This is a genomic window from Streptomyces sp. NPDC001315, assembly GCF_042896175.1.
Lineage (GTDB): Bacteria > Actinomycetota > Actinomycetes > Streptomycetales > Streptomycetaceae > Streptomyces.
In genome coordinates, this window is the sequence record NZ_JBIAWZ010000005.1 from 332,128 (window position 1) to 355,564 (window position 23,437).

General features: G+C 69.7%; 19 protein-coding genes. 13 read left to right on the forward strand and 6 right to left on the reverse strand.

The genetic code is table 11. The annotated features are described in order from the left end of the window. From ACFY16_RS17605 to ACFY16_RS17615, 3 genes are read left to right on the forward strand one after another with little or no spacing between them, the layout of a single operon-like run. On the forward strand, window positions 1-963 hold the full coding sequence (locus tag ACFY16_RS17605) for a carbohydrate ABC transporter permease (RefSeq protein ID WP_390647994.1): 963 nt from the start codon (window positions 1-3) through the stop codon (window positions 961-963). A gap of 12 nt (window positions 964-975) precedes the next feature. Beyond that, a complete protein-coding gene (locus ACFY16_RS17610) occupies window positions 976-1,815 on the forward strand; it encodes a carbohydrate ABC transporter permease (RefSeq protein ID WP_390647995.1) in 840 nt (279 codons plus the stop codon). Further along, the gene (locus ACFY16_RS17615) at window positions 1,812-4,751 is read left to right on the forward strand and encodes a glycoside hydrolase family 2 TIM barrel-domain containing protein (RefSeq protein ID WP_390647996.1); all 2,940 of its coding nucleotides are present in this window, start codon (window positions 1,812-1,814) and stop codon (window positions 4,749-4,751) included. Before ACFY16_RS17610 ends, ACFY16_RS17615 begins: the two co-directional genes overlap by 4 nt. 426 nt (window positions 4,752-5,177) lie before the next feature. On the opposite strand, the gene ACFY16_RS17620 is transcribed toward ACFY16_RS17615, so the two are convergent. Genes ACFY16_RS17620 through ACFY16_RS17635 form a run of 4 tightly spaced genes read right to left on the reverse strand, consistent with a single transcriptional unit; the run spans window position 5,178 to window position 8,984 of the window. Continuing rightward, entirely contained in the window at window positions 5,178-5,633 is a 456-nt protein-coding gene (locus ACFY16_RS17620) for a MaoC family dehydratase (protein WP_390647997.1), read from the reverse strand. Window positions 5,634-5,647: 14 nt separating this feature from the next. Next, the gene (locus tag ACFY16_RS17625; protein ID WP_390647998.1) at window positions 5,648-7,156 is read right to left on the reverse strand and encodes a long-chain fatty acid--CoA ligase; all 1,509 of its coding nucleotides are present in this window, start codon (window positions 7,154-7,156) and stop codon (window positions 5,648-5,650) included. Window positions 7,157-7,167: 11 nt separating this feature from the next. After that, complete coding sequence (locus ACFY16_RS17630; protein WP_390647999.1) at window positions 7,168-8,043, reverse strand: amidohydrolase family protein; 876 nt, start codon at window positions 8,041-8,043, stop codon at window positions 7,168-7,170. Between the two features lie 23 nt (window positions 8,044-8,066). Then, complete coding sequence (locus tag ACFY16_RS17635; RefSeq protein ID WP_390648000.1) at window positions 8,067-8,984, reverse strand: SDR family NAD(P)-dependent oxidoreductase; 918 nt, start codon at window positions 8,982-8,984, stop codon at window positions 8,067-8,069. Between the two features lie 279 nt (window positions 8,985-9,263). Between ACFY16_RS17635 and ACFY16_RS17640 the strand changes: the two genes are divergently transcribed. After that, complete coding sequence (locus ACFY16_RS17640) at window positions 9,264-9,704, forward strand: MarR family winged helix-turn-helix transcriptional regulator (protein WP_390648001.1); 441 nt, start codon at window positions 9,264-9,266, stop codon at window positions 9,702-9,704. Continuing rightward, window positions 9,701-10,465, forward strand: coding sequence for an IclR family transcriptional regulator (locus tag ACFY16_RS17645; RefSeq protein ID WP_390648002.1), 765 nt, complete (start codon window positions 9,701-9,703; stop codon window positions 10,463-10,465). Before ACFY16_RS17640 ends, ACFY16_RS17645 begins: the two co-directional genes overlap by 4 nt. A gap of 129 nt (window positions 10,466-10,594) precedes the next feature. Here the strand turns inward: ACFY16_RS17645 and ACFY16_RS17650 are convergent, their stop codons facing one another. Next, window positions 10,595-11,638, reverse strand: a complete 1,044-nt coding sequence (locus ACFY16_RS17650) for a hypothetical protein (RefSeq protein ID WP_390648003.1) — start codon at window positions 11,636-11,638, stop codon at window positions 10,595-10,597. A 156-nt stretch (window positions 11,639-11,794) separates the two neighbouring features. Here ACFY16_RS17650 and ACFY16_RS17655 point away from each other — a divergent pair, with 156 nt between their 5' ends. The 3 genes from ACFY16_RS17655 (at window position 11,795) to ACFY16_RS17665 (ending at window position 14,938) form a co-directional block, all read left to right on the forward strand. Then, entirely contained in the window at window positions 11,795-13,027 is a 1,233-nt protein-coding gene (locus ACFY16_RS17655) for an Ig-like domain-containing protein (protein ID WP_390648004.1), read from the forward strand. Between the two features lie 223 nt (window positions 13,028-13,250). Beyond that, window positions 13,251-14,654 (forward strand): glycoside hydrolase family 16 protein, encoded by a 1,404-nt coding sequence (locus tag ACFY16_RS17660; protein WP_390648005.1) that lies wholly within the window; start codon window positions 13,251-13,253, stop codon window positions 14,652-14,654. Window positions 14,655-14,776: 122 nt separating this feature from the next. Then, window positions 14,777-14,938 carry a hypothetical protein gene (locus tag ACFY16_RS17665; RefSeq protein ID WP_390648006.1) on the forward strand — a complete coding sequence of 54 codons (162 nt, stop codon included), beginning with the start codon at window positions 14,777-14,779 and terminating at the stop codon, window positions 14,936-14,938. Between the two features lie 10 nt (window positions 14,939-14,948). Here the strand turns inward: ACFY16_RS17665 and ACFY16_RS17670 are convergent, their stop codons facing one another. Continuing rightward, window positions 14,949-15,881 (reverse strand): helix-turn-helix domain-containing protein, encoded by a 933-nt coding sequence (locus tag ACFY16_RS17670; RefSeq protein ID WP_390648007.1) that lies wholly within the window; start codon window positions 15,879-15,881, stop codon window positions 14,949-14,951. Window positions 15,882-16,027: 146 nt separating this feature from the next. Here ACFY16_RS17670 and tkt point away from each other — a divergent pair, with 146 nt between their 5' ends. From tkt to pgi, 5 genes are read left to right on the forward strand one after another with little or no spacing between them, the layout of a single operon-like run. Continuing rightward, complete coding sequence (gene tkt, locus ACFY16_RS17675; protein ID WP_390648008.1) at window positions 16,028-18,103, forward strand: transketolase; 2,076 nt, start codon at window positions 16,028-16,030, stop codon at window positions 18,101-18,103. 19 nt (window positions 18,104-18,122) lie between these two features. After that, the gene (tal, locus tag ACFY16_RS17680; protein ID WP_390648009.1) at window positions 18,123-19,265 is read left to right on the forward strand and encodes a transaldolase; all 1,143 of its coding nucleotides are present in this window, start codon (window positions 18,123-18,125) and stop codon (window positions 19,263-19,265) included. Then, window positions 19,265-20,860 carry a glucose-6-phosphate dehydrogenase gene (zwf, locus tag ACFY16_RS17685; protein ID WP_390648010.1) on the forward strand — a complete coding sequence of 532 codons (1,596 nt, stop codon included), beginning with the start codon at window positions 19,265-19,267 and terminating at the stop codon, window positions 20,858-20,860. Before tal ends, zwf begins: the two co-directional genes overlap by 1 nt. Further along, complete coding sequence (opcA, locus tag ACFY16_RS17690; RefSeq protein ID WP_390648011.1) at window positions 20,857-21,792, forward strand: glucose-6-phosphate dehydrogenase assembly protein OpcA; 936 nt, start codon at window positions 20,857-20,859, stop codon at window positions 21,790-21,792. The genes zwf and opcA overlap by 4 nt, the downstream gene beginning before the upstream one ends. Beyond that, a complete protein-coding gene (pgi, locus tag ACFY16_RS17695) occupies window positions 21,785-23,431 on the forward strand; it encodes a glucose-6-phosphate isomerase (RefSeq protein ID WP_390648012.1) in 1,647 nt (548 codons plus the stop codon). The genes opcA and pgi overlap by 8 nt, the downstream gene beginning before the upstream one ends. The last annotated feature ends 6 nt before the right edge of the window (window positions 23,432-23,437 follow it).

Sequence of the window (23,437 nt, forward strand, 5' to 3'; positions counted from 1 at the left end):
ATGGCCACCGCACCCGTGTTGGAGACGCCTGCGCCGGCTGTCGCCCGGACCCCCGCCGTACGCCCCTCGAAGGGCATCCTCAGCCACTGGCGGCTGTACGCCGCGATCTCCCCTTTCTATCTGCTGTTCCTGGCCTTCGGGCTGATCCCGGTCGGCTTCTCGCTGTATCTGTCCTTCCATCGCTGGGACGGCCTCGGCTCGATGGAGTACGCGGGACTCTCCCAGTACCGCTATCTCCTGTCGGACAGTCAGTTCTGGAGTTCGATCGGGAACACCCTCGTCATCTGGGCGCTCGCCACCTTTCCGATGATCTTCCTGTCGATGGTGACGGCCGTGATGCTCAATTCGGCGGTCCGCTTCAAGAACGTCTACCGCTTCGCCTACTTCCTGCCGAACGTCACCTCGATCGTGGCGGTCGCGATCATCTTCGGCTCGGTCTTCTCCACCAACTTCGGCCTGGCGAACGCGCTGTTTCAGGCGGTCGGCCTGGACCAGGTGGCATGGCTGAACACCCCCTGGGGCATCAAGGTCGCCATCGCCACACTGATGACCTGGCAGTGGACCGGCTACAACGCGATCATCTTCCTGGCCGGCCTGCAGACCATCCCGGGCGAGCTGTACGAGGCGGCCCGGATGGACGGTGCCGGGCCCGTGCAGACCTTCTTCCGGGTGACGCTGCCCATGCTGCGTCCGACGCTGCTCTTCGTGCTCGTCATCTCGACGGTGACCGGGCTGCAGACCTTCTCCGAGCCACAGGTGCTGCTCCAGACCACGGACAACAACTCGTCGTTCGCGGGCGGTCCCGGCCACTCGGGCCAGACCATGGTCCTCTACTTCTTCCAGCAGACCTTCGACAACAACGACTTCGGCTACGGCGCCGCCGTGGCCTGGGGCATCTTCCTCGTCGTCATCATCTTCTCGATCATCAACTGGCGCCTGGTGCAGCGCCGGGGCGAAGACTAGGAGGCCCCGCCCATGTCATCCATCAAGGGTTCGAACCGCCGGGGCATCGCTCTCCATCTGACGCTGATCATCGGTCTGCTGCTCTCGGTCTTCCCGTTCTACTGGGCCGTGATCATGTCGACGCACTCGTCGACCGAGATCTTCTCCTACCCGCCGAAGCTGCTGCCGGGCTCGCACTTCCTGGAGAACGTCCGCCATCTCTTCGACAACATCGACTTCTTCGGGTCGATGTTCAACTCGCTGCTCGTCGCCTGTTCGGTGACGTTCCTGGTCCTGTTCTTCGACTCGCTGGCCGCGTTCGTGTTCGCTAAGTTCGAGTTTCCGGGCCGGCGTGTGCTGTTCGCCCTGATGATGGCGATCTTCATGGTGCCGGCCCAGCTCCAGGCCATCCCGCAGTTCGTGATCATGGCGAAGGTCGGCTGGATCGGCTCGATGACCGCGCTGATCGTGCCGGCGGCGGCCAACGCGTTCGGCATCTTCTGGATGCGCCAGTACATGAAGAGCGCCATCCATGACGAACTGCTCGACGCGTCGAAGATCGACGGGGCCGGATTCCTGCGCCAGTACTGGCACGTGGCGCTCCCGGTCGTCCGGCCGGGCCTCGCCTTCCTCGGCATCTTCACCTTCATGGGCCAGTGGAACGACTACGCCTGGCCGTTGATCGCCCTGACCAACCCGGACAACGTCACCCTCCAGGTCGCTCTGTCCCAGCTCAACGGCACCCACGGCACCACCGACTACGGAATGGTCATGACCGGCGCGCTGCTCGCCCTCGTCCCGCTGCTGATCGTGTTCGCGATCGGCGCCCGGCAGATCATCGGGGACCTCGCGAAGGGGGCCGTCCGCGGATGACGAGCGATCCACTGCTCACCCTGCGCCCCTGGGAGGCACCCGAGGTGACCTCGTGGGGGCGACTGCCGATGAACGCCGTGGACCGGCGGGCGGGGGCGCTGTCCCTGGACGGCGACTGGCGGTTCCAACTGCTGTCGACCCCGGACGCGCCGGTCGCGGACGGCTGGTCGTCGTCGTACGTTCCCGGTGTCTGGACGATGCAGGACACCGGCGACCTTCCGCAGTACACGAACGTCCGTATGCCGTATACAGAATTTCCCCCGCTGTCGCCCGCCGCCAATCCGACGGGCGTCTACGAACGTACGGTGGACGTCCCCGCCGAGTGGGCCGGCCGGCGGATCGTGCTCCAGGTCGGGGCCGCCGAGAGCGTGCTGCTGGTGCACGTGGACGGGCGGCCGGTCGGCATCTCCAAGGACTCCCATCTGGCCGCCGAGTTCGACCTGACCGAGGTGGTGCGCCCGGGCGAGCGGGCCGTCGTACGGCTCACCGTGGTGAAGTGGTCGGACGCCTCACACATCGAGGACCAGGACCAGTGGTGGCACGGCGGCGTCACACGGTCGGTGCTGTGGTACGCGACGGATCCCCTGCACCTCGCCGACGTGACCGTGCGGGCCGGACGCCACGGCGACCTGCGGGTCGACTGCGGCGTACGGGACGCGGGCGGTGCGCTGCCCGAAGGGTGGTACGTCAGCGGCGACCTGGACGGTCAACCGCTCACACGGGACACGGAGTTCGACCGGATCAACACCGAGGACGAGCGGGTCTCCGGCTTCCTCGGCGAGGCACGGCTGCTGGCCACCGTCGCGGACGTGCGCACCTGGAACGCGGAGACACCCGAGCTGTACGACCTGACCGTCCGGCTGCACCGCGCCGACGGAACGGTCGCCGACACCTCGTACCACCGCATCGGCTTTCGCGACGTCGAGATCGTCGGCCGGGACCTGCTGGTCAACGGCGAGCGCGTCTACATCCGGGGCGTCAACCGGCACGACTTCCATCCGCTGACGGGGCGGACGGTGACGTACGACGACATGCGCGCGGACCTGAGCCTGCTGAAGCGTTTCGGCTTCAACGCGGTCCGCACCGCGCACTACCCCAACGACCCGACGCTGTACGACCTCGCCGACGAGCTGGGCCTGTACGTCGTCGACGAGGCGGACATCGAGTCCCACGACCACGCCCACGAGATCGCCGACGACCCGCGCTACCTCGGCGCGTTCGTGGACCGGGTCTCGCGGATGGTGCTGCGCGACAAGAACCACCCGTCGGTCATCATCTGGTCGCTGGGCAACGAGTCCGACTACGGCGCGAACCACGACGCGGCGGCCGGCTGGGTGCGCCGGCACGATCCGACGCGGCCGGTCCAGTACGAGGGCGCCGCCAAGCTCGACTGGGCGGCACCCGACGACGCCTCCGACATCACCTGTCCCATGTACGCGCCGCTGGAGGACTGTGTGGCGCACGCCCTGTCGGGCGAGCAGACCAAGCCGCTCATCCAGTGCGAGTACTCGCACGCCATGGGCAACAGCAACGGCACGCTCGCCGACCACTGGGCCGCCATCGAGGCCACCCCAGGACTTCAGGGCGGCTTCATCTGGGAGTTCTGGGACCACGGCATCCTCCAGCGTGTGAGTGACGGAAGACCGGCCGGGCGTGGGGGCGCCGGGCTGTACGAGAGCGGTGTCGCCGCGCCCGGCCACCGCTGGGCGTACGGCGGCGACTTCGACGAGCCGGTCCACGACGGCGCCTTCATCGCCGACGGGGTCGTCTTCCCCGACCGCACACCCAAACCCGTGATGTACGAGCACCGGGAGATCGCGGCGCCGGTACGACTGGAGCTCTTCCCGCACGAGGGGCTCGTCGTCTCCAACCGCCAGCATTTCCGGGGCCTTGACCGGCTGACCGCCGAGTGGGAACTGTCCCTCGCCGACGGCGGCACACTGCGGGCACCCGCGGAACTGCCCGACCTGCGCCCGGGCGAGACAGCGGCTGTGCCGCTGCCGTTCGCGCTGCCGCGGGACGGGGGCGAGGCCTGGCTGACGCTGCGCGTGACGACGGCGGACGACCAGCCGTGGGCGCCGGCCGGCACGGAGGTGTGCGCGCCGCAGGTGAGGCTGCGCGCGGCCCCGGCGCAGGCGGACGTGCCCGCCCCGGGCCGCCCCGTCACGGTCGACGCCGACGGACTCCTGGTCCACCCGCTGCTCACGGCCGCTCCCACGCTGTCGCTGTGGCGGGCGCCCACCGACAACGACGAACTGGGCGGCATCGCGCAGCGCTGGCGGGCCTGGGGACTCGACGCGCTCGTCCGCAAGGTCGTCTCCGTACGACGCGAGGAGGGCCGGGTGAGCGTCCTCGCCGAGTACGCCGGCTCGGTCGGCGTGGTCCGCCACCGGCAGGTGTTCACTCCGGTCGAGGGCGGGATCCGGGTCGTCGAGGAGGCCGAACTGCCGGACGAGTTCGACGACGTGGCGCGGGTCGGCACGGTGTTCGAGACGGTGGCGGGACTCGATCTGCTGGAGTGGTTCGGGCAGGGTCCCTGGGAGTCGTACCCCGACCGCAGCGCGGGCGCTCCCGTCGGCCACCACTCCGTCCCCGTCGACGCGTTGTTCACCCCCTACCTGCGTCCGCAGGAGAGCGGCGGCCGGCACGGCGTACGGCGCTTCAGGCTGTCCGCGCCGGACGCCACCGGACTCGCGGTCGCGCTGGACGAGCCGCGCCAGGTCTCCGTCACCCGCTACCGCGCCGAGGATCTGACCGCCGCCGCGCACCATGACGAGCTGGTGCCGCGCCCCGGCTGCGTGGTGCACATCGACGCGGCGCACCGGGGGCTGGGCACGGCCTCCTGCGGCCCCGACACCTTCCCCTCCTACCTCGTCGCACCGGGCGTCCACCGCTGGAGCTGGACCCTGCGCGTTCTGTCACCTACCTGGGACTGAAGTTCCCGGGCTTGCACAACGGGCATCACTGGCGGTGATGCTGCGTTTGCGTCCCGCCCCACCCCGGGATGTCCGAGGTGGGGCGGGGGCCGTTGACGGGGCCCCGCGTCGCCACAACTCCCACGCACGTGCGCGGATGTGTACTTCGCATGCCCGCGACCACGGCGAGGCCGCGCAAGTCCGGCGCCGGACGACGAAGCTTTCTGACAGCCCCGGCACTTCTCGGTGCCGCTGCCACGGCCGGGGTCGCGCTGCCGACGATCATCGAGGCCGCGCCGTCGGTGAGCCGCACTGGGCGGAGACCGGCACGGCGCCGGCGGGGCCGAGTTCCTCCGGGCGCAGCTGATTCCGGCTGCGCCCGGCCGTGGATGAATCGGCGTAGCCGACCCCACCGACCGGGCGCGTGAACCGTCACGCCTGGAACCGTCAGGCGTAGAACCGCGACAGACTCTGCAGCACCGCCGCAGGCTTGGCGGCGCCCTCGATCTCGATCGTGCCGTCGACGGTGATCTGGACTCCGCCCGGCACGTCCTCGACCTCCGCCAGCCTCCCGACGAGGCGGATCCGGGAGCCGACCTTCACCGGGGCGGGGAACCGCACCTTGTTCAGGCCGTAGTTGACCTTCGTGGTGACTCCCTGGACGTCCAGCAGTTCGGTGAACAGGGGGATGAAGAGGGACAGGGTGAGGTAGCCGTGGGCGATGGGGGCGCCGAACGGGCCCTCCTTCGCCCGCTCGGGATCGACATGGATCCACTGGTGGTCACCCGTCGCGTCGGCGAAGGTGTCGATGCGTTCCTGGGTGACGTCGATCCACTCGCTGGTGCCGAGGTCGCTGCCGGCCAGCTTCTTGAGTTCGTCGAGGCCGTTGACGGTGATGCTCATAAGTGGCTTGTTCCTTAGGGGAGTTGGGTGCCGTAGCGCTGGCGCACCCGGGACTTGAGGAGCTTTCCGGAGGCGGTGCGCGGGAGTTCGTCCGTGACCACCACCGACTTGGGGATCTTGTACTTGGCGAGGCGGCCGACCAGGGAGGCGAGCACCTCGTCGGGGTCGAGGCGGGCGCCCTCGCGGGGCACGACGACCGCGCGCGGTACCTCGCCCCACTTGTCGTCGGCCACGCCGATGACCGCGCACTCGACGATGCCGGGGTGGGCGAGGAGGAGGTCCTCGATCTCGGCGGGGTAGATGTTCTCGCCCCCGGAGATGATCATGTCCTTGATGCGGTCGACGATGTACACGTAACCGTCTTCGTCGACGCGGGCCGCGTCCCCGCTGCGGAACCAGCCGTCGGCGAAGGAGGCCGCGGTCTCCTCCGGCAGCCCCCAGTAGCCGGGCATGACGTGCGGCCCGCGGACCATGACCTCGCCGGTCTCGCCGAGTCCGACCGACGTGAGGTCGGGGCGGACGACCCGTACGTCGCTGAAGAAGTGCGGCACGCCCGCCGAGCCGGCCTTGTTCACCGCGTGTTCCGCGTCCAGGAAGAGGGTCCCGGGCGCGGCCTCCGTCATGCCGTAGCCCTGGAGGAAGGTCAGCCCGCGTTCCTGGTACCCGGCGATCAGCGAGGTGGGCACCGGGGAGCCGCCGCAGGTGAGGATGCGCAGGGAGGTCAGGTCGGCGTCCGGCCAGCGCGGATGCCGGGCGAGCTGGTCGAACATCGTCGGCACCCCGAACATGAAGGTGATCCGGTGGCGTTCGATCAGGTCGAAGGTCGTGTCCGGGTCGAAGGCCTCGACCAGGACACAGGCACCGCCCTTCAGCAGCACCGGCAGGGCGAGCATGTTCAGGCCCGCCGTGTGGAACAACGGCGCGGAGACCAGTGCGCGCTCGTCGGCGACAAGGTCGGTGTCGACGAGGACGTTGATCGCGTTCCAGGTCAGGTTGCCATGGGTGAGCATGGCGCCCTTGGGGCGGCCGGTCGTCCCCGAGGTGTACATGATGATGCAGGTGTCGTCGGCGCCGACCGGCTCGTCGATGGGCTCTTCGGCGGCCGCCGCCAGCGCCTCCTCGTATTCGGCGCCGACCTCGACGTACGTCCGTACGTCCGTGCTGCCCGGCAGTCCGGCGACGAGGCCGGCGTACGCGGGGCCGTAGACGAGGGCTTTCGCGCCGGAGTCGGCGAGCTGGTAGGCGATCTCCGGTCCGGCGAGGCGGGTGTTGAGGGGGACGAAGACCGCGCCGAGCGTGCCCGAGGCGAACAGCGTCTCGAGGTAGGAGGGGTGGTTGGGGCCGAGGTAGGCGATGCGGTCGCCGCGCCGGATGCCCCGGGCGCGCAGGGCGTGGGCGAGACGGGTGGTGCGTGTATGCAGTGTGCGGTAGTCGGTCGACGTCTCGCCGTGGACCAGGGCAGTGCGGTGCGGGGTCTTGCGGGCCCGGCGTGCGGGCCACGACCCCAGTCCCTCGTTGCGCATGTCCGGCCCCTTTACGGTTTCGTCAGCCCAAGCAGACGGGCGGCGTTCTCCTTGAGGATCTTCGGCCTGACCTCGTCCTTGATCGGCAGCTTCGCGAAGTCGGCGAGCCAGCGGTCGGGGGTGAGGACGGGGAAGTCGGAGCCGAAGAGGACCTTGTCCTTGAGCAGGGTGTTGGCGTACTGCACGAGCTGCGGCGGGAAGTACTTCGGTGACCAGCCGGACAGGTCGATGTGCACACCGGGCTTGTGCGTGGCCACGGCGAGGGCCTCGTCCTGCCAGGGGAAGGACGGGTGCGCCAGGATGATCTTCAGCTGTGGGAAGTCGGCGGCGACGTCGTCCACGTGCAGGGGGTTGGAGTACTTGAGGCGGATTCCGCCGCCGCCGGGGACGCCGGCGCCGATGCCCGTCTGGCCCGTGTGGAACAGGGCGATCGCGCCGGTCTCCTCGATCACCTCGTAGAGGTCGTACGCCACCGAGCGGTCGTTGGGGAAGAAGCCCTGGATGCTGGGGTGGAACTTGAAGCCCTTCACCCCGTACTCCTCGACCAGGCGGCGGGCCTGCCGTACGCCCGCCTTGCCGCGGAAGGGGTCGATGGAGGCGAAGGGGATGAGGACGTCCGGGTTGGCGGCCGCCGCTTCCGCCACCTCCTCGTTCGGGACCGGTTCCGTGCCCGTCGCGGACTCGGCGTCCACCGTGAAGATCACGGCGGCCATCTTCCGCTCCCGGTAGTAGGCGGCCGTCTCCTCCAGGGTCGGCTTCCGCTTGCCCTCGACCTTGAAGTAGGCGGAGGAGGCGTCGTGCAGGTCGTCGTCCAGGGAGGAGTGCCCCTTGGAGGAGACCTCCGCGTGGGTGTGGACGTCGATCGCGACGAGCTCGTCGAGGTTCATGGAGGGGTTCGTGGAGGGGCCCATCACGCCTCCGGGAACTTGGGGGCCGGAATGCCCACCGTCTGGAGCTCGGCACCGACCGAGGTCGGCCAGACGTCGGCCAGGGCGCCGGGGGTCCAGCCGCCGTCGGCGTACGCCGCCCTGATCTCCTGCGGATGCGACCAGAGTGCCACCTTGTCGCCGCCGATGCCGATGGCCTGACCGGTGATGCCGCGGGCGGCCTCGGAGGCGAGGAAGGGGACGAGGGCGGCGCAGTCCTCGGGGGTGCCGAAGCCCTCGCCCTTGCGCAGGAAGTCCGGCAGCGGCTCGCCGTTCTTCATGGCCTCGACGTACGGGGCGAAGGCGGGGATGGTCTCGGTCATGGCGGTGGCGGCGACCGGCACGATCGCGTTCACGGTGATGCCGGCGCGGCCCAGCTCCATCGACCAGGTGCGGGCCATCGCGGCGATGCCGGCCTTGGCGGCGGCGTAGTTCGTCTGCCCGAAGTTGCCGCGCTGCCCGGCCGGGGAGCCGACCAGGATCAGGCTGCCGCCCTCGCCCTGCTCGCGCAGGCGGACCGCGGCGGCGCGGGCGCAGGTGAAGGTGCCCTTGAGGTGGGTGGTGAGCACCGCGTCGAAGTCGTCGTCGGTCATCTTCCACAGCACCTTGTCGCGCAGGATGCCCGCGTTGGTGACCAGGACGTCCAGCCGCCCGAACTCCTCGACCGCGCGGTTCACCAGCCGGTCCGCCGCCTCCGTGGTGCCGACCGCGACCACCTCGGCGACGGCCGTGCCGCCCGCCTCGGTGATGGACTTGACGGCCTGCTCGGCCACGGCCTCGTCGACGTCGTTGACCACCACGGACGCGCCGTGGGCGGCCAGGGCGTGCGCGTAGGCGAGGCCGAGGCCCCGGCCGCTGCCGGTGACGACGGCGACCTTGCCGGTGAGATCGATGCTGGACACGGGAGAGTCCCTTCACGAAGTGCTGCGTGCGATGCGGCCAGGTGCGGCCCGACTGCGGCTCGGTGCAGCCGACGGCGACCGGGTTGCAGCTGTTGCGGGTACGAGATCGAAGCTAAGAGCAATAATTGTTGACGTCAATAGTTGTTGCCGACCGACGGGGTGCGTCAGACTGGGGCCGGTAGCGCAGAACCGCCCCCGCCCGGGGCCTCGACCAGGGAGCCCGCCATCACCCGCCAGCACGCCACGAACCCCGTTTCCGTCGACGCGCAGGAGCCGTGGATGCGTACGCTGCACGCCGACACGGGCTATCTGCTGTACCGGCTGGGCCTGCGCTCGGGGCAGTTGTTCAACTCCTTCCTGCAGGAGTCGGGCCTGCGCCTGCGCCACTACGCGCTGCTGCGTTTCCTCGCCGCCGGCGACGGCGTCCTGCAGCGCGAGCTGAGCGAGCGGCTGGGATACGACCCGAGCGCGATCGTCGGCCTGGTCGACGACCTGGAGAAACTGGGCTTCGCCGAGCGCCGTCCCGCCCCGGACGACCGCCGCAGCCGGATCGTCGCACTGACCGAGGCCGGCCGCGCCTTCCTGCACGACACCGACGAGGCGAGTCTGCACGTCACCAACGAACTGCTGGCGCCCCTCGACCCGGCCGAGCGGGAGACCCTGCACGCCCTGCTCCAGCGGGCGGCGGAGGCGGGGCTCGGCGGAGAGACCCGGCCATGACCACCACGCGTTCCGCGCCCGACCGCCTGCTGTCGGTGCTGGCCGCGTTCGACCACGAGCACCCGGCGCTGTCCCTGACCGACATCAGCCGCCGGGCCGGACTGACGCTGACCACGGCGCACCGGCTGGTGGGCGCGCTCACCGAGTGGGGCGCGCTGGAACGGGACGCGACCGGCGTCTACACCGTCGGGCTCAGACTCTGGGAGATCGCGGCCCTCGCACCGCGCGGGCTCGCGCTGCGGCAGGTCGCTCTGCCGTACCTGGAGGACCTGTACGAGGCCACGCACGAGAATGTGCAACTGGCCGTGCGGGACGGATCGGACGTCGTCTACATCGAGTGGCTCTCCGGACGCTCGGCGGTCGGCGTCCACATCCGCGTCGGCGCGCGCTGGCCGCTGCACGCCACCGGCGTCGGGCTCGCGCTGCTGGCCCACGGCGAGCCGGAGTTCCAGGAACGGTACTGCGCGGGCCCGTTGGCGTCCTTCACGCCGTACACCCTCACCGATCCGGCACGGCTGCGCCGCGAGCTGGCCGAAGTACGGCACGCCGGAGTGGCGGTGAGCAACCGTCAGATCACCGACGACGCACTGTCGGTGGCGGCAGCGGTGCGCGGGCCGGCCGGTGCCGTGGCCGCCGCCGTGTCGGTCGTCGTTCCCCACGCCCACGCCCAGGTGGCGGTGTTGATACCGGCGGTACGGCTCGCGGCGCGCGGTATCTCACGGGCGCTCGGCTGGCGCCCGGACGCCCAGCAGCGGACCTGAACACGCCCGGCTCACCCTCACGACACCGATCGGCGCCAGGTCCGTACGGACGCCGCCGCCGGCCGGGGACGACGGCGGTCCCCGGCCGGCGGGCACGGCGAGCGACGCGGGCGACGCGGGCCGAGGCGCTCACTGCGCGTAGGTCAGCTGCTCCTGGTACCCGGTGACACGGACCTTCTTCCCGGACGGCGGCACCACGGCCATGGCCATCACCGACTCGGTGCGGGTGAGGTTCAGGATCGTGGTCCTGCCGTTCAGGTAGATCTTGGTGACGACGGGCAGGTCGTCGAGGTGCAGTTCGCTGCCGGGGCACTCGGCCTTCGTCCAGTTCTTGTAGACGAACCCGAAGTCGTAGAGGACGAGCGCGCCGCCGTCCTCGGTCTTCACGCCGTACGCCGCGTCCGCGCCGCCGGCGCCGGCCTCGTAGCTGCCGTCGACGCAGTCGTCCTTGAAGGACGCGCGGTGGGCGTAGGCCTTCTTCCAGGCCTTGACGGAGTCCGTGCCGGTGAAGGTACCGGCGGCCTTCTTGCCGCCGGTCACGTAGAAGTCCTGGGACAGCCCGACGAGGTCGCCCGGCGTCAAGGCGCCGACCTTGTCGGTCGCCGCGACCGGGGTGGCGAGCCCGTGGCCGTCCTCGGCGACGGCCGGCAGCCCGTCGGTGATCTCGCCGACGGCGACCGCCTTCCAGGTCTTGCCGCTCTTGGCCTTCTCGTCGACGACCTGCTTGAAGGCGAGCAGCCGGCGGCGGCCCTTCTCGATGCTCGCACCGGTGATCGGAGTGTCCACCATGAAAAAGTCGGCGGATCCCTTCGGCGGGATGTAGAAGTGGGCGTCCGCCACGGGATAGGAGAAGGGGGCCTCGGAGTCCGCCTGCTCCTTCTTCGTCCATGCCGGGTACTGCTGGAAGGACGCCTGGCTCTGCGACAGCAGCGCGCCGCTCTCCACGGTCGCCGTCTGCTCGGCGTCCTGCGTGGTGTTCGCCGCGTTGTTGACCTTCACGTAGGTGCGCAGGACGTTCTTCGCGTCCGCGAGCGAGATCACTCCGCCCGTGCCCGTGCCCTTGCCGTCCTTGGCCTCGGACGATCCTCCGTCGCCCGTGCCCGAGCAGGCGGTGAGGGCGACGGCGCAGAGGGCGGCGCAGACGGGCAGCAGACGGTTACGGCGCAGACTCATGGTTCCCCTGTCGTGGTCCGAGCGTGATCGCGACAGGTTAGCGAGTGCACACATCCTCACGGAAATCTCAGGTCGCAAACGGGTAATTCAAAGGATCGCCCCAGGTGGGAGTCGCAGGATGCACCCGCATACGTGGACATCTCAGGAAGGCGAACCGTGGGCGTCTCGCACATATCGAACCGGTCCGAGCAGTTGCCGGAGCGGTGGTCCCGGCGTGGGGTCCTCGCGATCCTCGGCGCCGTGTCGGGTGCCGCGCTGACCGGCTGCAGCAGCGGAACGGCGGACGCCTCGGAGGGGACGTCGGCGACCGCGAAGGCGGCGGCGACGAAGAAGCCGGTCGTCTCGGTCACGCCCGCCGACGGCACCAAGAAGGCCGGCTTCACCAGCCCCGTGGAAGTCACCGTGACCGACGGCACCCTCGCGGCCGTGACGGTCACCGGCAACGACGGCTCCACCCTGGCCGGGTCCTTCAACGACGCGAAGACCAGGTGGACCTCGGCGAAGAACCCGTACTCGGGCACCAAGTACACGGTTACGGCGCAGGCGCAGGGCGCCGCCGCCCGGACCACGACCTTCACCACCAAGTCGCCCGGGGAGACGTTCGTCGGCTACTTCACGCCCGAGGCGAACTCCACCTCCGGCGTCGGCATGCCCGTGTCGATCAACTTCACGCACGCGGTCGTGGACCGGGCCGCCGTCGAGAAGGCGATCACGGTGACCGCCGAGCCTGCCGTCGAGGTGGTCGGCCACTGGTTCAGCGACACCCGGCTCGACTTCCGGCCGGAGACGTACTGGGCGCCCGGCACGAAGATCACGCTCGGTCTGCGGTTGAAGGACGTCGAGGGAAAGGATGGTGTCTACGGTATTCAGTCGAAGGACGTCACCTTCCACATCGGCCGCGAGCAGATCACCACGGTCGACCTCTCCAGCAAGCAGATGACGGTGCAGAGGGACGGCGCGACCCTCGCCACCTACCCGGTCACCGGCGGCGACTCCGACCACACCACCTGGTCCGGGATCATGGTGATCAGCGAGCGGCTCAAGGAGACCCGCATGGAGTCCTCGACGGTCGGGCTCGGCGACGAGTACGACATCGCGGACGTCCCGCACGCCCAGCGCCTGACCACGTCCGGCACCTTCATCCACGGCAACTACTGGGCCTCCACGTCGGTGTTCGGCAGCGAGAACACCAGCCACGGCTGCGTCGGCCTGCACGACGCCAAGGGCGCGAACGACTCCTCCGTGGCGGGCTACGAGTTCTACGACAGCTCGATGCTCGGCGACGTGGTGATCGTGAAGAACTCGGGCGAGAGGACGGTCACCCCGTCCAACGGCCTCAACGGCTGGAACCTGTCATGGGCGGACTGGAAGGCGGGGAGCGCGCTCTAGCCCCTTCACGCGGTCGTACATTCACGCATTCACGCATTCAGGGGGTGAACTCCCCTGCGCCAGAAGGATTTTCTCGGTTTCACCTCTTGACGACCGGAGTGACAGGGAGCACATTGGCCGCACTTTGAGAGCGCTCTCAAGACTCCGGTTGCTCCAACTGCTCCAGCTGGAGCAACCGGACCAAGTGCACTCGCGCACTTCACTCCGTACCCGAGAGGCCCCCATGAGCGAAACCTCCGGCATACCTGGAAGACGGCGCCCCGTCCGGCGCGCCCTCGTCGCCGTGTTCGGCACCCTCGGCCTGGCGGCGGCCGCCGCCACGGTCGCCACCCTGCCCGCCAACGCCTCCGCGCCCACCCCGCCGTCGGGCTGGACGCAGGTCTTCCTCGACGACTTCAACGGCACCGCCGGCTCCGGCGTCAACACCGCCAACTGGCAGTACGACACCGGCACTTCGTATCCCGGCGGCCCCGCCAACTGGGGCACCGGCGAGATCGAGACGATGACGTCGAGCACGAACAACGTCTCGCTCGACGGCAGCGGCAACCTGCGCATCACCCCCGTGCGCGACTCCGCCGGCAACTGGACCTCGGGCCGCATCGAGACCACGCGGACCGACTTCCAGCCCCCGGCCGGCGGCAAGCTGCGCGTCGAGGCCCGCCTGCAGATGCCCGACGTCACCGGCACCGCCGCCGAGGGCTACTGGCCCGCGTTCTGGGCGCTCGGCGCGCCCTACCGTGGCAACTACCAGAACTGGCCGGGCGTCGGTGAGCTGGACATCATGGAGAACGTCCAGGGCCTGAACAAGGTCTGGGCCACCATGCACTGCGGCACCAACCCGGGCGGCCCGTGCAACGAGACCACCGGCATCGGCAACTCCGTCGCGTGCCCGAACACGACCTGCCAGTCCGGCTTTCACACCTACACCATGGAGTGGGACCGGTCGGTGAGCCCCGAGGCCATCCGCTTCTCCGTCGACGGCGTCAACTACCACACCGTCACCGCGAACCAGGTCGACGCGACGACCTGGGCCAACGCCACCAACCACGGCTACTTCCTCATCCTGAACGTGGCGATGGGCGGCGCCTTCCCGGACGCGTTCGGCGGCGGCCTGGACAGCGGCACCGAGTCCGGCCACCCGATGGTCGTGGACTACGTGCAGGTGCTCCGGTCGACGGGAAGTGGGAGCGGTACCACACCCCCGCCGTCCGGCAACCGCGACGCCTACAGCGCCATCCAGGCCGAGTCCTACGACAGCCAGTCCGGCACCAGCACCGAGACCACCACCGACACCGGCGGCGGCCAGGACATCGGCTCGCTCGCCAATGGTGACTGGGCGCTGTACAAGGGCGTCAACTTCGGCTCCACGGCGGCCACGCAGTTCTACGCCCGGGTCGCGAGCGGTGCCGGATCGGGCGTCAGCGGTCTGATCGAGGTACGCCTGGACAGCCGTACCAGCACACCCATAGGCAGCTTCGCGCTCGCCAACACCGGGGGCTGGCAGTCCTGGCGGACGGTCCCGGCGAACATCAGCTCCGTGACCGGCACCCATGACGTCTACCTGACCTTCACCAGCGGCCAGTCCGCGGACTTCGTGAACGTCAACTGGTTCGACTTCGGCCACTGACACAGATGTCGTGACCGACCGTCGGCGGCGCCGGACTGCTTGACCTTCACGTATGCGTCAGCCTCTGGCGTCGCCGGCATGAACACCTCTTCGTCCGCTTCCTCGACGCCGATCTGCCCGAGGTGTTCGCGTACTCGGCGTCGTGCGCCGCCGACCACGCCGTCGGCGCCCAGCGCGTCGCCGAGTGGGAGGAGCGGATCGCGGCCCTCAGCAGGATGCGCGACACGCTGGTGCGCCGGATGCCCTGGCTGGGCGGCCAGGTCGCTTCGCGGGAACTGTCGTAGGCGCCCCGCCCTAGCGCAGCTCCGCCCGGAACGCCGCCGGCGTCAGGTCCGTGTGCTGGTGGAAGAACTTGGAGAAGTTCGCCGCGTCCGGGAAGCCGACGGCCACGCCCACCCGGCCGATCGGCAGGTCGGTGTGGGCGAGCAGGCGCTTGGCCTCCAGGACGACACGCTTGTCGATGAAGCCCTTCGGGGTCTCGCCGGTGGCGGCGCGGACCGCGCGGACGAGGGTGCGGCGGGAGTAGCCGAGGGCGTCGGCGTAGGCGCTGACGCTGTGGTTGGTGGCGAAGTGCTGCTCGACCGCGTCCCGGAAGAGGGTGAAGGTGGTGTCGGCCTGGCGGCGCGCCGCCTCGGCGGAGCTCGCCGCGAGATGGGCCAGCCGCAGCAGGAACGCGGTCAGGGAGTGCCGCAGCACCGCCGTGTGCAGGCTCAGCGGCAGGGTCGCGGTGTCCTCGTACTCGCGCTCCAGCTGGGCCAGGGCGGCCCTGAGGCCGGCGAGCTGTGCCGCGTCGGGGCGGAGCAGGGGCGGCAGGTCGTAGCGGTAGAGGCCGGTGGCCTCGACGGTGGCGCGGGGCAGGAAGCCCGGCTGCATGGTCAGGACGGTTCCGCGGTACTCGCTCGTCCTGGAGAAGCGGTGGATCTGGCCGGGGCGGATCCACAGCACGTCGCCGGCCGCGGCCTCGTACTCGGCGAAGTCGATCATGTGGTGTACGGGGCCCTCGTCGAAGAGCATCACGACGTGGAAGTCGATGCGGTGGACGCGTTCGAGGGGCGCGTCGGCGTGCCAGGTGCGGTCGGTGCCCATCGGGCCGGTCTGCATGCCGACACCGCAGACGCTCAGATCGACCGGGAAGGGGAAGGTTCTGATCCCGTCATCGCCGCCGCCGCTGTCCGCGCCCCTGCCCTTGCCCCGGGTGCCTGCGCCTTGGGTGGTTGTGTCCGCCATGTCCTTCTCGTGCCGCCCTGGTCATGCTGCCTGTGTCCCACTTTCACCACAGGCTGGCACACCACCACCTTCCTTCGTAAAAGTCAGACTTTTAAGGTTCAACACATCAGACGATAGATACCGCTCCCATCGAGGATTTCTTGAAGATGAGCACGCAGACACCCGACAGCTTCGAGTGGACCGAACTCGACCGGCGTGCCGTCGACACCGCCCGCCTTCTGGCGGCGGATGCCGTACAGCGGGTCGGCAACGGCCATCCCGGCACCGCGATGAGCCTGGCGCCGGCCGCATACACGATCTTTCAGAAGGTGATGCGTCACGACCCGGCGGACCCCGAGTGGACCGGCCGTGACCGCTTCGTCCTGTCCCCCGGCCACACCTCACTGACCCTCTACACGCAGCTCTTCCTCTCCGGGTACGAGCTGGAGCTGGACGACCTGAAGGCGTTCCGCACGCAGGGCTCGAAGACGCCGGGTCACCCCGAGTACGGGCACACGGCCGGCGTCGAGACCACCACCGGCCCGCTGGGCCAGGGTGTCGCGAACGCCGTCGGCATGGCGATGGCGGCCCGCTACGAGCGCGGCCTGTTCGACCCGGACGCCCCCGAGGGTGAGTCTCCCTTCGACCACACCATCTGGGCGATCGTCTCCGACGGCGACCTCCAGGAGGGCGTCTCCGCGGAGGCCTCCTCCCTCGCCGGCCACCAGAAGCTCGGCAACCTGGTCTTCGTCTACGACGACAACCACATCTCCATCGAGGGCGACACCGCCACGGCGTTCTCCGAGGACGTGCTGAAGCGGTACGAGGCCTACGGCTGGCACGTACAGCGGATCGAGCCCACCGTCGACGGGGACATCGACGTCCACGCGTTGCACACGGCGCTGGTGGCGGCGCGGGCCGAGACCGGGCGCCCGTCGATCGTCGCGATGCGCACGATCATCGCCTGGCCGGCCCCGAACGCGCGGAACACCGAGGCCTCCCACGGCTCCGCCCTCGGCGCGGAGGAGGTCGCCGCCACCAAGCGCGTCCTCGGTTTCGACCCCGAGCAGTCCTTCCAGGTCGACGCGGACGTCCTCGCCCACACCCGTACGGCCCTCGACCGGGGCGCCGAGGCGCACGCCGCCTGGGACAAGCGGATCGAGGAGTGGCGCGGCACCGAACCGGAGCGCGCGCAGCTGTTCGACCGGATCGTCGCCGGTCAGCTGCCGGAGGGCTGGGAGGATGCCCTGCCGGTCTTCGAGGAAGGCAAGGCGGTCGCCACCCGCGCGGCCTCCGGCAAGGTGCTCCAGTCCCTCGGCGCCGTGCTCCCCGAGCTGTGGGGCGGCTCCGCCGACCTGGCCGGGTCGAACAACACCACCATCGACAAGACGTCGTCCTTCCTCCCCGCGGGCAATCCACTGCCGGAGGCGGACCCGTACGGCCGTACGATCCACTTCGGTATCCGCGAGTTCTCGATGGCCGCGGAGATGAACGGCATCGCCCTGCACGGCAACACGCGCGTCTACGGCGGCACCTTCCTGGTGTTCTCCGACTACATGCGCAACGCCGTCCGTATGTCCGCGCTGATGCAGCTGCCGGTGACGTACGTGTGGACGCACGACTCCATCGGCCTCGGCGAGGACGGCCCGACGCACCAGCCGGTCGAGCACCTGGCCTCGCTGCGCGCCATCCCGGGCCTGAACGTAGTCCGTCCGGCCGACGCCAACGAGACCGCGATCGCCTGGGCCGAGATCCTGCGGCGGCAGGGCAGCGAACCGGCCCCGCACGGGCTCGCGCTCACCCGTCAGGGTGTACCGACGTACGCGCCGAACCCGGACGCGGCGAAGGGCGGTTACGTCCTTCGGGAAGCGTCGACCGAGGCCCCTGACGTCATCCTCCTCGCCACCGGCTCCGAGGTCCATCTGGCCGTCGCCGCTCGCGAGTTGCTTGAGGCGGAGGGGATCGGCACCCGCGTGGTGTCGATGCCGTCCGTGGAATGGTTCGACGAGCAGCCGCGCGCGTATCGCGAGAGCGTCCTTCCGCCGTCCGTGCGGGCGCGGGTCGCGATCGAGGCGGGCATCGCTCTGACGTGGTACCGGTTCACAGGGGACGCAGGACGCATCGTCTCCCTCGACCACTTCGGCGCCTCCGCCGACGCGAAGACCCTCTTCGCCGCCTATGGCTTCACCCCCGAGAACGTCGCCGCAGCCGCCCGGGAATCCCTGGCCGCCGCGCGCGGTTGATCCGATCGCCAGAAAGAAGATGATCACAGTGACCGAAGCAACCGCGACCGCGGGAGCCCTTGAGCGCCTCAGCGAAGAAGGCGTCTCGATCTGGCTGGACGACCTCTCGCGCAGGCGGATCACGTCCGGCAACCTCGCCGGACTCGTCGAGAACAAGCACGTGGTGGGTGTCACCACCAACCCGTCGATCTTCCAGGCCGCCATCGGCTCCGGCGAGGGCTACGAGGAGCAGCTCGCCGACCTGGCCGTGCGGGGCGTCACCGTCGACGAGGCCGTACGGATGATGACGACCGCCGATGTGCGTGCAGCCGCCGATATTCTGCATTCTGTATACAGCGCGACCGGTGGCCGCGACGGCCGGGTCTCCATCGAGGTCGACCCCCGCCTCGCCCACGACACCCAGGCCACCATCGCCGAAGCCAAGCAGCTCGCCTGGCTGGTCGACCGCCCCAACGTCATGATCAAGATCCCGGCGACGAAGGCCGGCCTCCCGGCCATCACCGAGGTGATCGGCCTCGGCATCAGCGTCAACGTCACGCTGATCTTCTCGCTGGAGCGCTACCGCGAGGTCATGGACGCCTACCTCGCCGGCCTGGAGAAGGCCCAGGCGGCCGGCCTGGACCTGTCCACGATCCACTCCGTGGCCTCCTTCTTCGTCTCCCGCGTCGACAGCGAGATCGACAAGCGGCTGACGGTCATCGGCACGGACGAGGCCCTGGCGCTCAAGGGGAAGGCCGCGCTGGCCAACGCGCGGCTCGCCTACGAGGCGTACGAGGATGTCTTCAGCGGCGGCCGCTGGACCGCCCTCGGGGGCGCCAAGGCGAACAAGCAGCGCCCGCTGTGGGCCTCGACGGGTGTGAAGGACCCGGCGTACAAGGACACCCTGTACGTCGACGAGCTGGTCGCCCCCGGCACCGTCAACACCATGCCGGAGGCCACCCTCGACGCCACCGCCGAGCACGGTGACATCCACGGCGACTCGGTGACCGGCGGCTATGTCCAGGCCCGCGCCGACCTCGCCGCCGTCGAGCGGCTCGGGATCTCCTACGACGAGGTCGTCAAGCAGCTCGAGGACGAGGGCGTCGCCAAGTTCGAGGTGGCCTGGCAGGACCTGCTGGACGCCGTGACGAAGTCCCTGAACAGCAAGGGAGTTGACGCATAATGACCAGGACTCCTGACCAGGAGACCAAGGAGTCGGCACCGGCCGAGGTGCGGATCCCGGTCGTCCCGGCGTCGGAGTGGGTGAACCCGCTGCGTGACCCGCGCGACCGCCGCCTCCCGCGGATCGCCGGCCCGTCCGGGCTCGTCATCTTCGGCGTCACCGGCGACCTCTCCCGCAAGAAGCTGATGCCGGCCGTCTACGACCTCGCCAACCGCGGCCTGCTGCCGCCGGGCTTCTCGCTCGTCGGCTTCGCCCGCCGCGACTGGGAGGACCAGGACTTCGCCGAGGTCGTGCACGACGCGGTCCGCGAGCACGCCCGGACGGAGTTCCGCGAGGAGGTCTGGCAGCAGCTCGCCGAGGGCATGCGGTTCATCCCCGGCGACTTCGACGACGACACCGCGTTCAAGCAGCTGCGCGAGGCCGTCGAGGAGCTGAACGCCTCCCGGGGCACCGGCGGCAACTTCGCCTTCTACCTCTCCGTACCGCCGAAGTTCTTCCCGAAGGTCGTCCAGCAGCTGAAGAAGCACGGCCTCGCGAAGGCGCCGGAGGGCTCCTGGCGGCGCGCGGTCATCGAGAAGCCGTTCGGCCACGACCTGGCCAGCGCCCGCGAGCTCAACCGGGTCGTGCACGACGTGTTCGAGCCGGACCAGGTGTTCCGCATCGACCACTACCTGGGCAAGGAGACCGTCCAGAACATCCTGGCGCTGCGCTTCGCCAACCAGATGTACGAGCCGATCTGGAACCGGTCCTACGTCGACCACGTGCAGATCACCATGGCCGAGGACATCGGTATCGGCGGCCGCGCCGGCTACTACGACGGCATCGGCGCCGCCCGTGACGTCATCCAGAACCACCTGCTCCAGCTGATGGCCCTCACCGCCATGGAGGAGCCCATCGCCTTCGACGCCGAGGCGCTGCTCACCGAGAAGCTCAAGGTGCTGAAGTCGGTACGGCTGCCCGAGGACCTGGGCAGTCACACCGTCCGGGGGCAGTACGAGGAGGGCTGGCAGGGCGGCGAGAAGGTCATCGGCTACCTCCAGGAAGACGGCATCGACCCCAAGTCGAAGACCGACACGTACGCCGCGATCAAGCTGGAGATCGACAACCGCCGCTGGGCGGGGATCCCCTTCTACCTGCGCGCCGGCAAGCGCCTGGGCCGCCGGGTCACCGAGATCGCGGTCGTCTTCAAGCGCGCCCCGCACTCCCCCTTCGAATCCGCCGCCACCGAGGAACTCGGCCAGAACGCGATCGTCATCCGCGTCCAGCCCGACGAGGGCATGACGGTCCGGTTCGGCTCCAAGGTGCCGGGCACGTCGATGGAGATCCGGGACGTGACGATGGACTTCGCCTACGGCGAGTCGTTCACGCAGTCCAGCCCGGAGGCGTACGAGCGACTCATCCTGGACGTGCTGCTCGGCGACGCCAACCTGTTCCCCCGTCACCAGGAAGTGGAAGAGTCCTGGAAGATCCTCGACCCGATCGAGGAGTACTGGACGGAGCACGGCAGGCCGGCCCAGTACCGGTCGGGCAGCTGGGGACCCGAGGAAGCCGACGAGATGCTCGCACGAGACGGACGGAGCTGGCGCAGGCCATGAAGATCGACCTCACCGACACCACGGCAAGCAAGATCAACAAGGCGCTGGTGCAGGGCCGCCGCGCCATCGGCACCCCCGCCGTGGGCATGGTCCTGACGATGGTCATCGTCACGGACGAGGAGAACGCCTACGACTCGATCAGGGCGGCCGAGGAGGCCTCGCACGAGCACCCCTCGCGCACCCTGGTCGTCATCAAGCGGCACGCTCGCACCCCGCGCGACCGCACCAACTCCCGCCTCGACGCCGAGGTCCGGGTGGGCGCCGACGCCGGCACCGGCGAGACGGTCGTGCTGCGCACCTACGGCGAGGTGTCCGACCACGCCGGCTCGGTGGTGCTGCCGCTGCTGCTGCCGGACGCCCCGGTCGTCGTGTGGTGGCCGGTGGACGCGCCCGAGAACCCCGCGAAGGATCCGCTGGGCGCGCTGGCCCAGCGCCGGATCACCGACCTGTACGCCGTCGAGCACCCGCTTCAGGTACTGGAGACGCGCGTGAAGTCCTACGCGCCCGGCGACACCGACCTCGCCTGGACCCGGCTCACCCCGTGGCGCTCGATGCTGGCCGCGGCCCTGGACCAGGCCCGGGCGAAGATCACCTCGGCGGCCGTGGAGAGCGAGGCCGACAACCCCAGCGCCGAGCTGCTCGCCCGCTGGCTGGAGGCCCGGCTGAAGGTCAAGGTCGACCGCGTGGTCAGCGGCGGTCCGGTCGTCACGGCCGTGCGGCTCGGCACCGCGGCCGGCGAGATCGTCATCGACCGCCCCGAGGGCCCGCTGGCCACGCTGACCCTGCCGGGCCAGCCGTCGCGCACCCTCGCCCTGAAGGTCCGCTCCACCTCCGAACTCATCGCCGAGGAGCTGCGCCGCCTCGACGCCGACGAGATGTACGCCGTCGCCCTGCGGGGCGAGGGCACCAAGGAGACACCCTCACATGTCTGACTCCCCCAGGCTCACCCGGCGCCCGGAGTGGACGGCGCTCGCCGACCACCGCGCCGAGTGGCAGCCGCATACGCACCTGCGTGAGCTGTTCGCCACGGATCCCGGGCGAGCAGAGCGCTACGTGGTGCGCGTGGGCGATCTGCGGATCGACTACTCCAAGCACCTCATCACCGACGAGACCCTCGCCCTGCTCCAGGAACTGGCCGCCGCCACCGACGTGTTCGGACTGCGGGACGCCATGTTCCGCGGCGAGAAGATCAACGTCACGGAGCGGCGGGCCGTGCTGCACACCGCGCTGCGGGCGCCTCGGGACGCGGTGGTCGAGGTCGACGGCACGAACGTGGTCCCGCAGGTCCACGCGGTCCTCGACAAGATGAGCGACTTCGCGAACCGCGTCCGCTCGGGCGAGTGGACCGGCCACACCGGCCGGCGGATCCGCAACGTCGTCAACATCGGCATCGGCGGCTCCGACCTCGGTCCGGCGATGGCGTACGAGGCGCTGCGTGCCTACACCGACCGCGATCTGACCGTGCGTTTCGTCTCCAACGTGGACGGCGCCGACCTGCACGAGGCGGTACGGGACCTGGACCCGGCCGAGACGCTGTTCATCGTCGCGTCCAAGACGTTCACCACGATCGAGACCATCACCAACGCCACCTCGGCCCGGTCCTGGCTGCTCAGGGGGCTCGGCGGGGAGGACAAGGCGGTCGCGAAGCACTTCGTCGCCCTGTCGACGAACGCCGGGAAGGTCACCGAGTTCGGCATCGACCCGGACAACATGTTCGAGTTCTGGGACTGGGTCGGCGGCCGCTACTCCTTCGACTCCGCGATCGGCCTCTCCCTGATGATCGCCATCGGCCCGGACCGGTTCCGCGAGATGCTCGACGGCTTCCACCTCGTCGACGAGCACTTCCGCACCGCCCCCGCCGAGGCCAACGCCCCCTTGCTGCTCGGCCTGCTGGGCATCTGGTACGGCGACTTCTTCGACGCCCAGTCGCACGCGGTGCTCCCCTACTCGCACTACCTCTCGAAGTTCACCGCCTACCTGCAGCAGCTGGACATGGAGTCCAACGGCAAGTCGGTGGACCGCGACGGCAACCCGGTGGACTGGCAGACCGGACCGGTGGTCTGGGGCACGCCCGGCACCAACGGGCAGCACGCCTACTACCAGTTGCTGCACCAGGGCACGAAGCTGATCCCTGCCGACTTCATCGGCTTCGCGCGACCTGTGGACGAGCTGAGCGGCGAACTCAAGGCGCAGCACGACCTGTTGATGGCCAACTTCTTCGCCCAGACCCAGGCGCTCGCCTTCGGCAAGACCGCCGAGGAGGTCCGCGCGGAGGGCGTGTCCGAGGAGCAGGTCCCGCACCGCACCTTCAAGGGCAACAAGCCCACCACGACCATCCTGGCGCGCGAGCTGACCCCGTCGGTCCTCGGCCAGCTGATCGCGCTCTACGAGCACAAGGTGTTCGTCCAGGGCGCGGTGTGGAACATCGACTCCTTCGACCAGTGGGGCGTCGAGCTCGGCAAGGTCCTCGCCAAGCGCGTCGAACCCGCCCTGACCGAGGGCGCGGACGTGCCCGGTCTGGACCCCTCCACCACGGCCCTCGTCGCGGCCTACCGCACGCTTAGGAAGTGAACTGAC

Excerpts from the sequence above, each read along its gene's own strand:
- ACFY16_RS17605 (WP_390647994.1), top strand. The coding sequence starts at position 1 with ATGGCCACCGCACCCGTGTTGGAGACGCCTGCGCCGGCTGTCGCCCGG.
- ACFY16_RS17610 (WP_390647995.1), top strand. The coding sequence starts at position 976 with ATGTCATCCATCAAGGGTTCGAACCGCCGGGGCATCGCTCTCCATCTG.
- ACFY16_RS17615 (WP_390647996.1), top strand. The coding sequence starts at position 1,812 with ATGACGAGCGATCCACTGCTCACCCTGCGCCCCTGGGAGGCACCCGAG.
- ACFY16_RS17620 (WP_390647997.1), bottom strand. The coding sequence starts at position 5,633 with ATGAGCATCACCGTCAACGGCCTCGACGAACTCAAGAAGCTGGCCGGC.
- ACFY16_RS17625 (WP_390647998.1), bottom strand. The coding sequence starts at position 7,156 with ATGCGCAACGAGGGACTGGGGTCGTGGCCCGCACGCCGGGCCCGCAAG.
- ACFY16_RS17630 (WP_390647999.1), bottom strand. The coding sequence starts at position 8,043 with ATGAACCTCGACGAGCTCGTCGCGATCGACGTCCACACCCACGCGGAG.
- ACFY16_RS17640 (WP_390648001.1), top strand. The coding sequence starts at position 9,264 with ATGCGTACGCTGCACGCCGACACGGGCTATCTGCTGTACCGGCTGGGC.
- ACFY16_RS17645 (WP_390648002.1), top strand. The coding sequence starts at position 9,701 with ATGACCACCACGCGTTCCGCGCCCGACCGCCTGCTGTCGGTGCTGGCC.
- ACFY16_RS17650 (WP_390648003.1), bottom strand. The coding sequence starts at position 11,638 with ATGAGTCTGCGCCGTAACCGTCTGCTGCCCGTCTGCGCCGCCCTCTGC.
- ACFY16_RS17660 (WP_390648005.1), top strand. The coding sequence starts at position 13,251 with ATGAGCGAAACCTCCGGCATACCTGGAAGACGGCGCCCCGTCCGGCGC.
- ACFY16_RS17670 (WP_390648007.1), bottom strand. The coding sequence starts at position 15,881 with ATGGCGGACACAACCACCCAAGGCGCAGGCACCCGGGGCAAGGGCAGG.
- tkt (WP_390648008.1), top strand. The coding sequence starts at position 16,028 with ATGAGCACGCAGACACCCGACAGCTTCGAGTGGACCGAACTCGACCGG.
- tal (WP_390648009.1), top strand. The coding sequence starts at position 18,123 with ATGATCACAGTGACCGAAGCAACCGCGACCGCGGGAGCCCTTGAGCGC.
- zwf (WP_390648010.1), top strand. The coding sequence starts at position 19,265 with ATGACCAGGACTCCTGACCAGGAGACCAAGGAGTCGGCACCGGCCGAG.
- opcA (WP_390648011.1), top strand. The coding sequence starts at position 20,857 with ATGAAGATCGACCTCACCGACACCACGGCAAGCAAGATCAACAAGGCG.
- pgi (WP_390648012.1), top strand. The coding sequence starts at position 21,785 with ATGTCTGACTCCCCCAGGCTCACCCGGCGCCCGGAGTGGACGGCGCTC.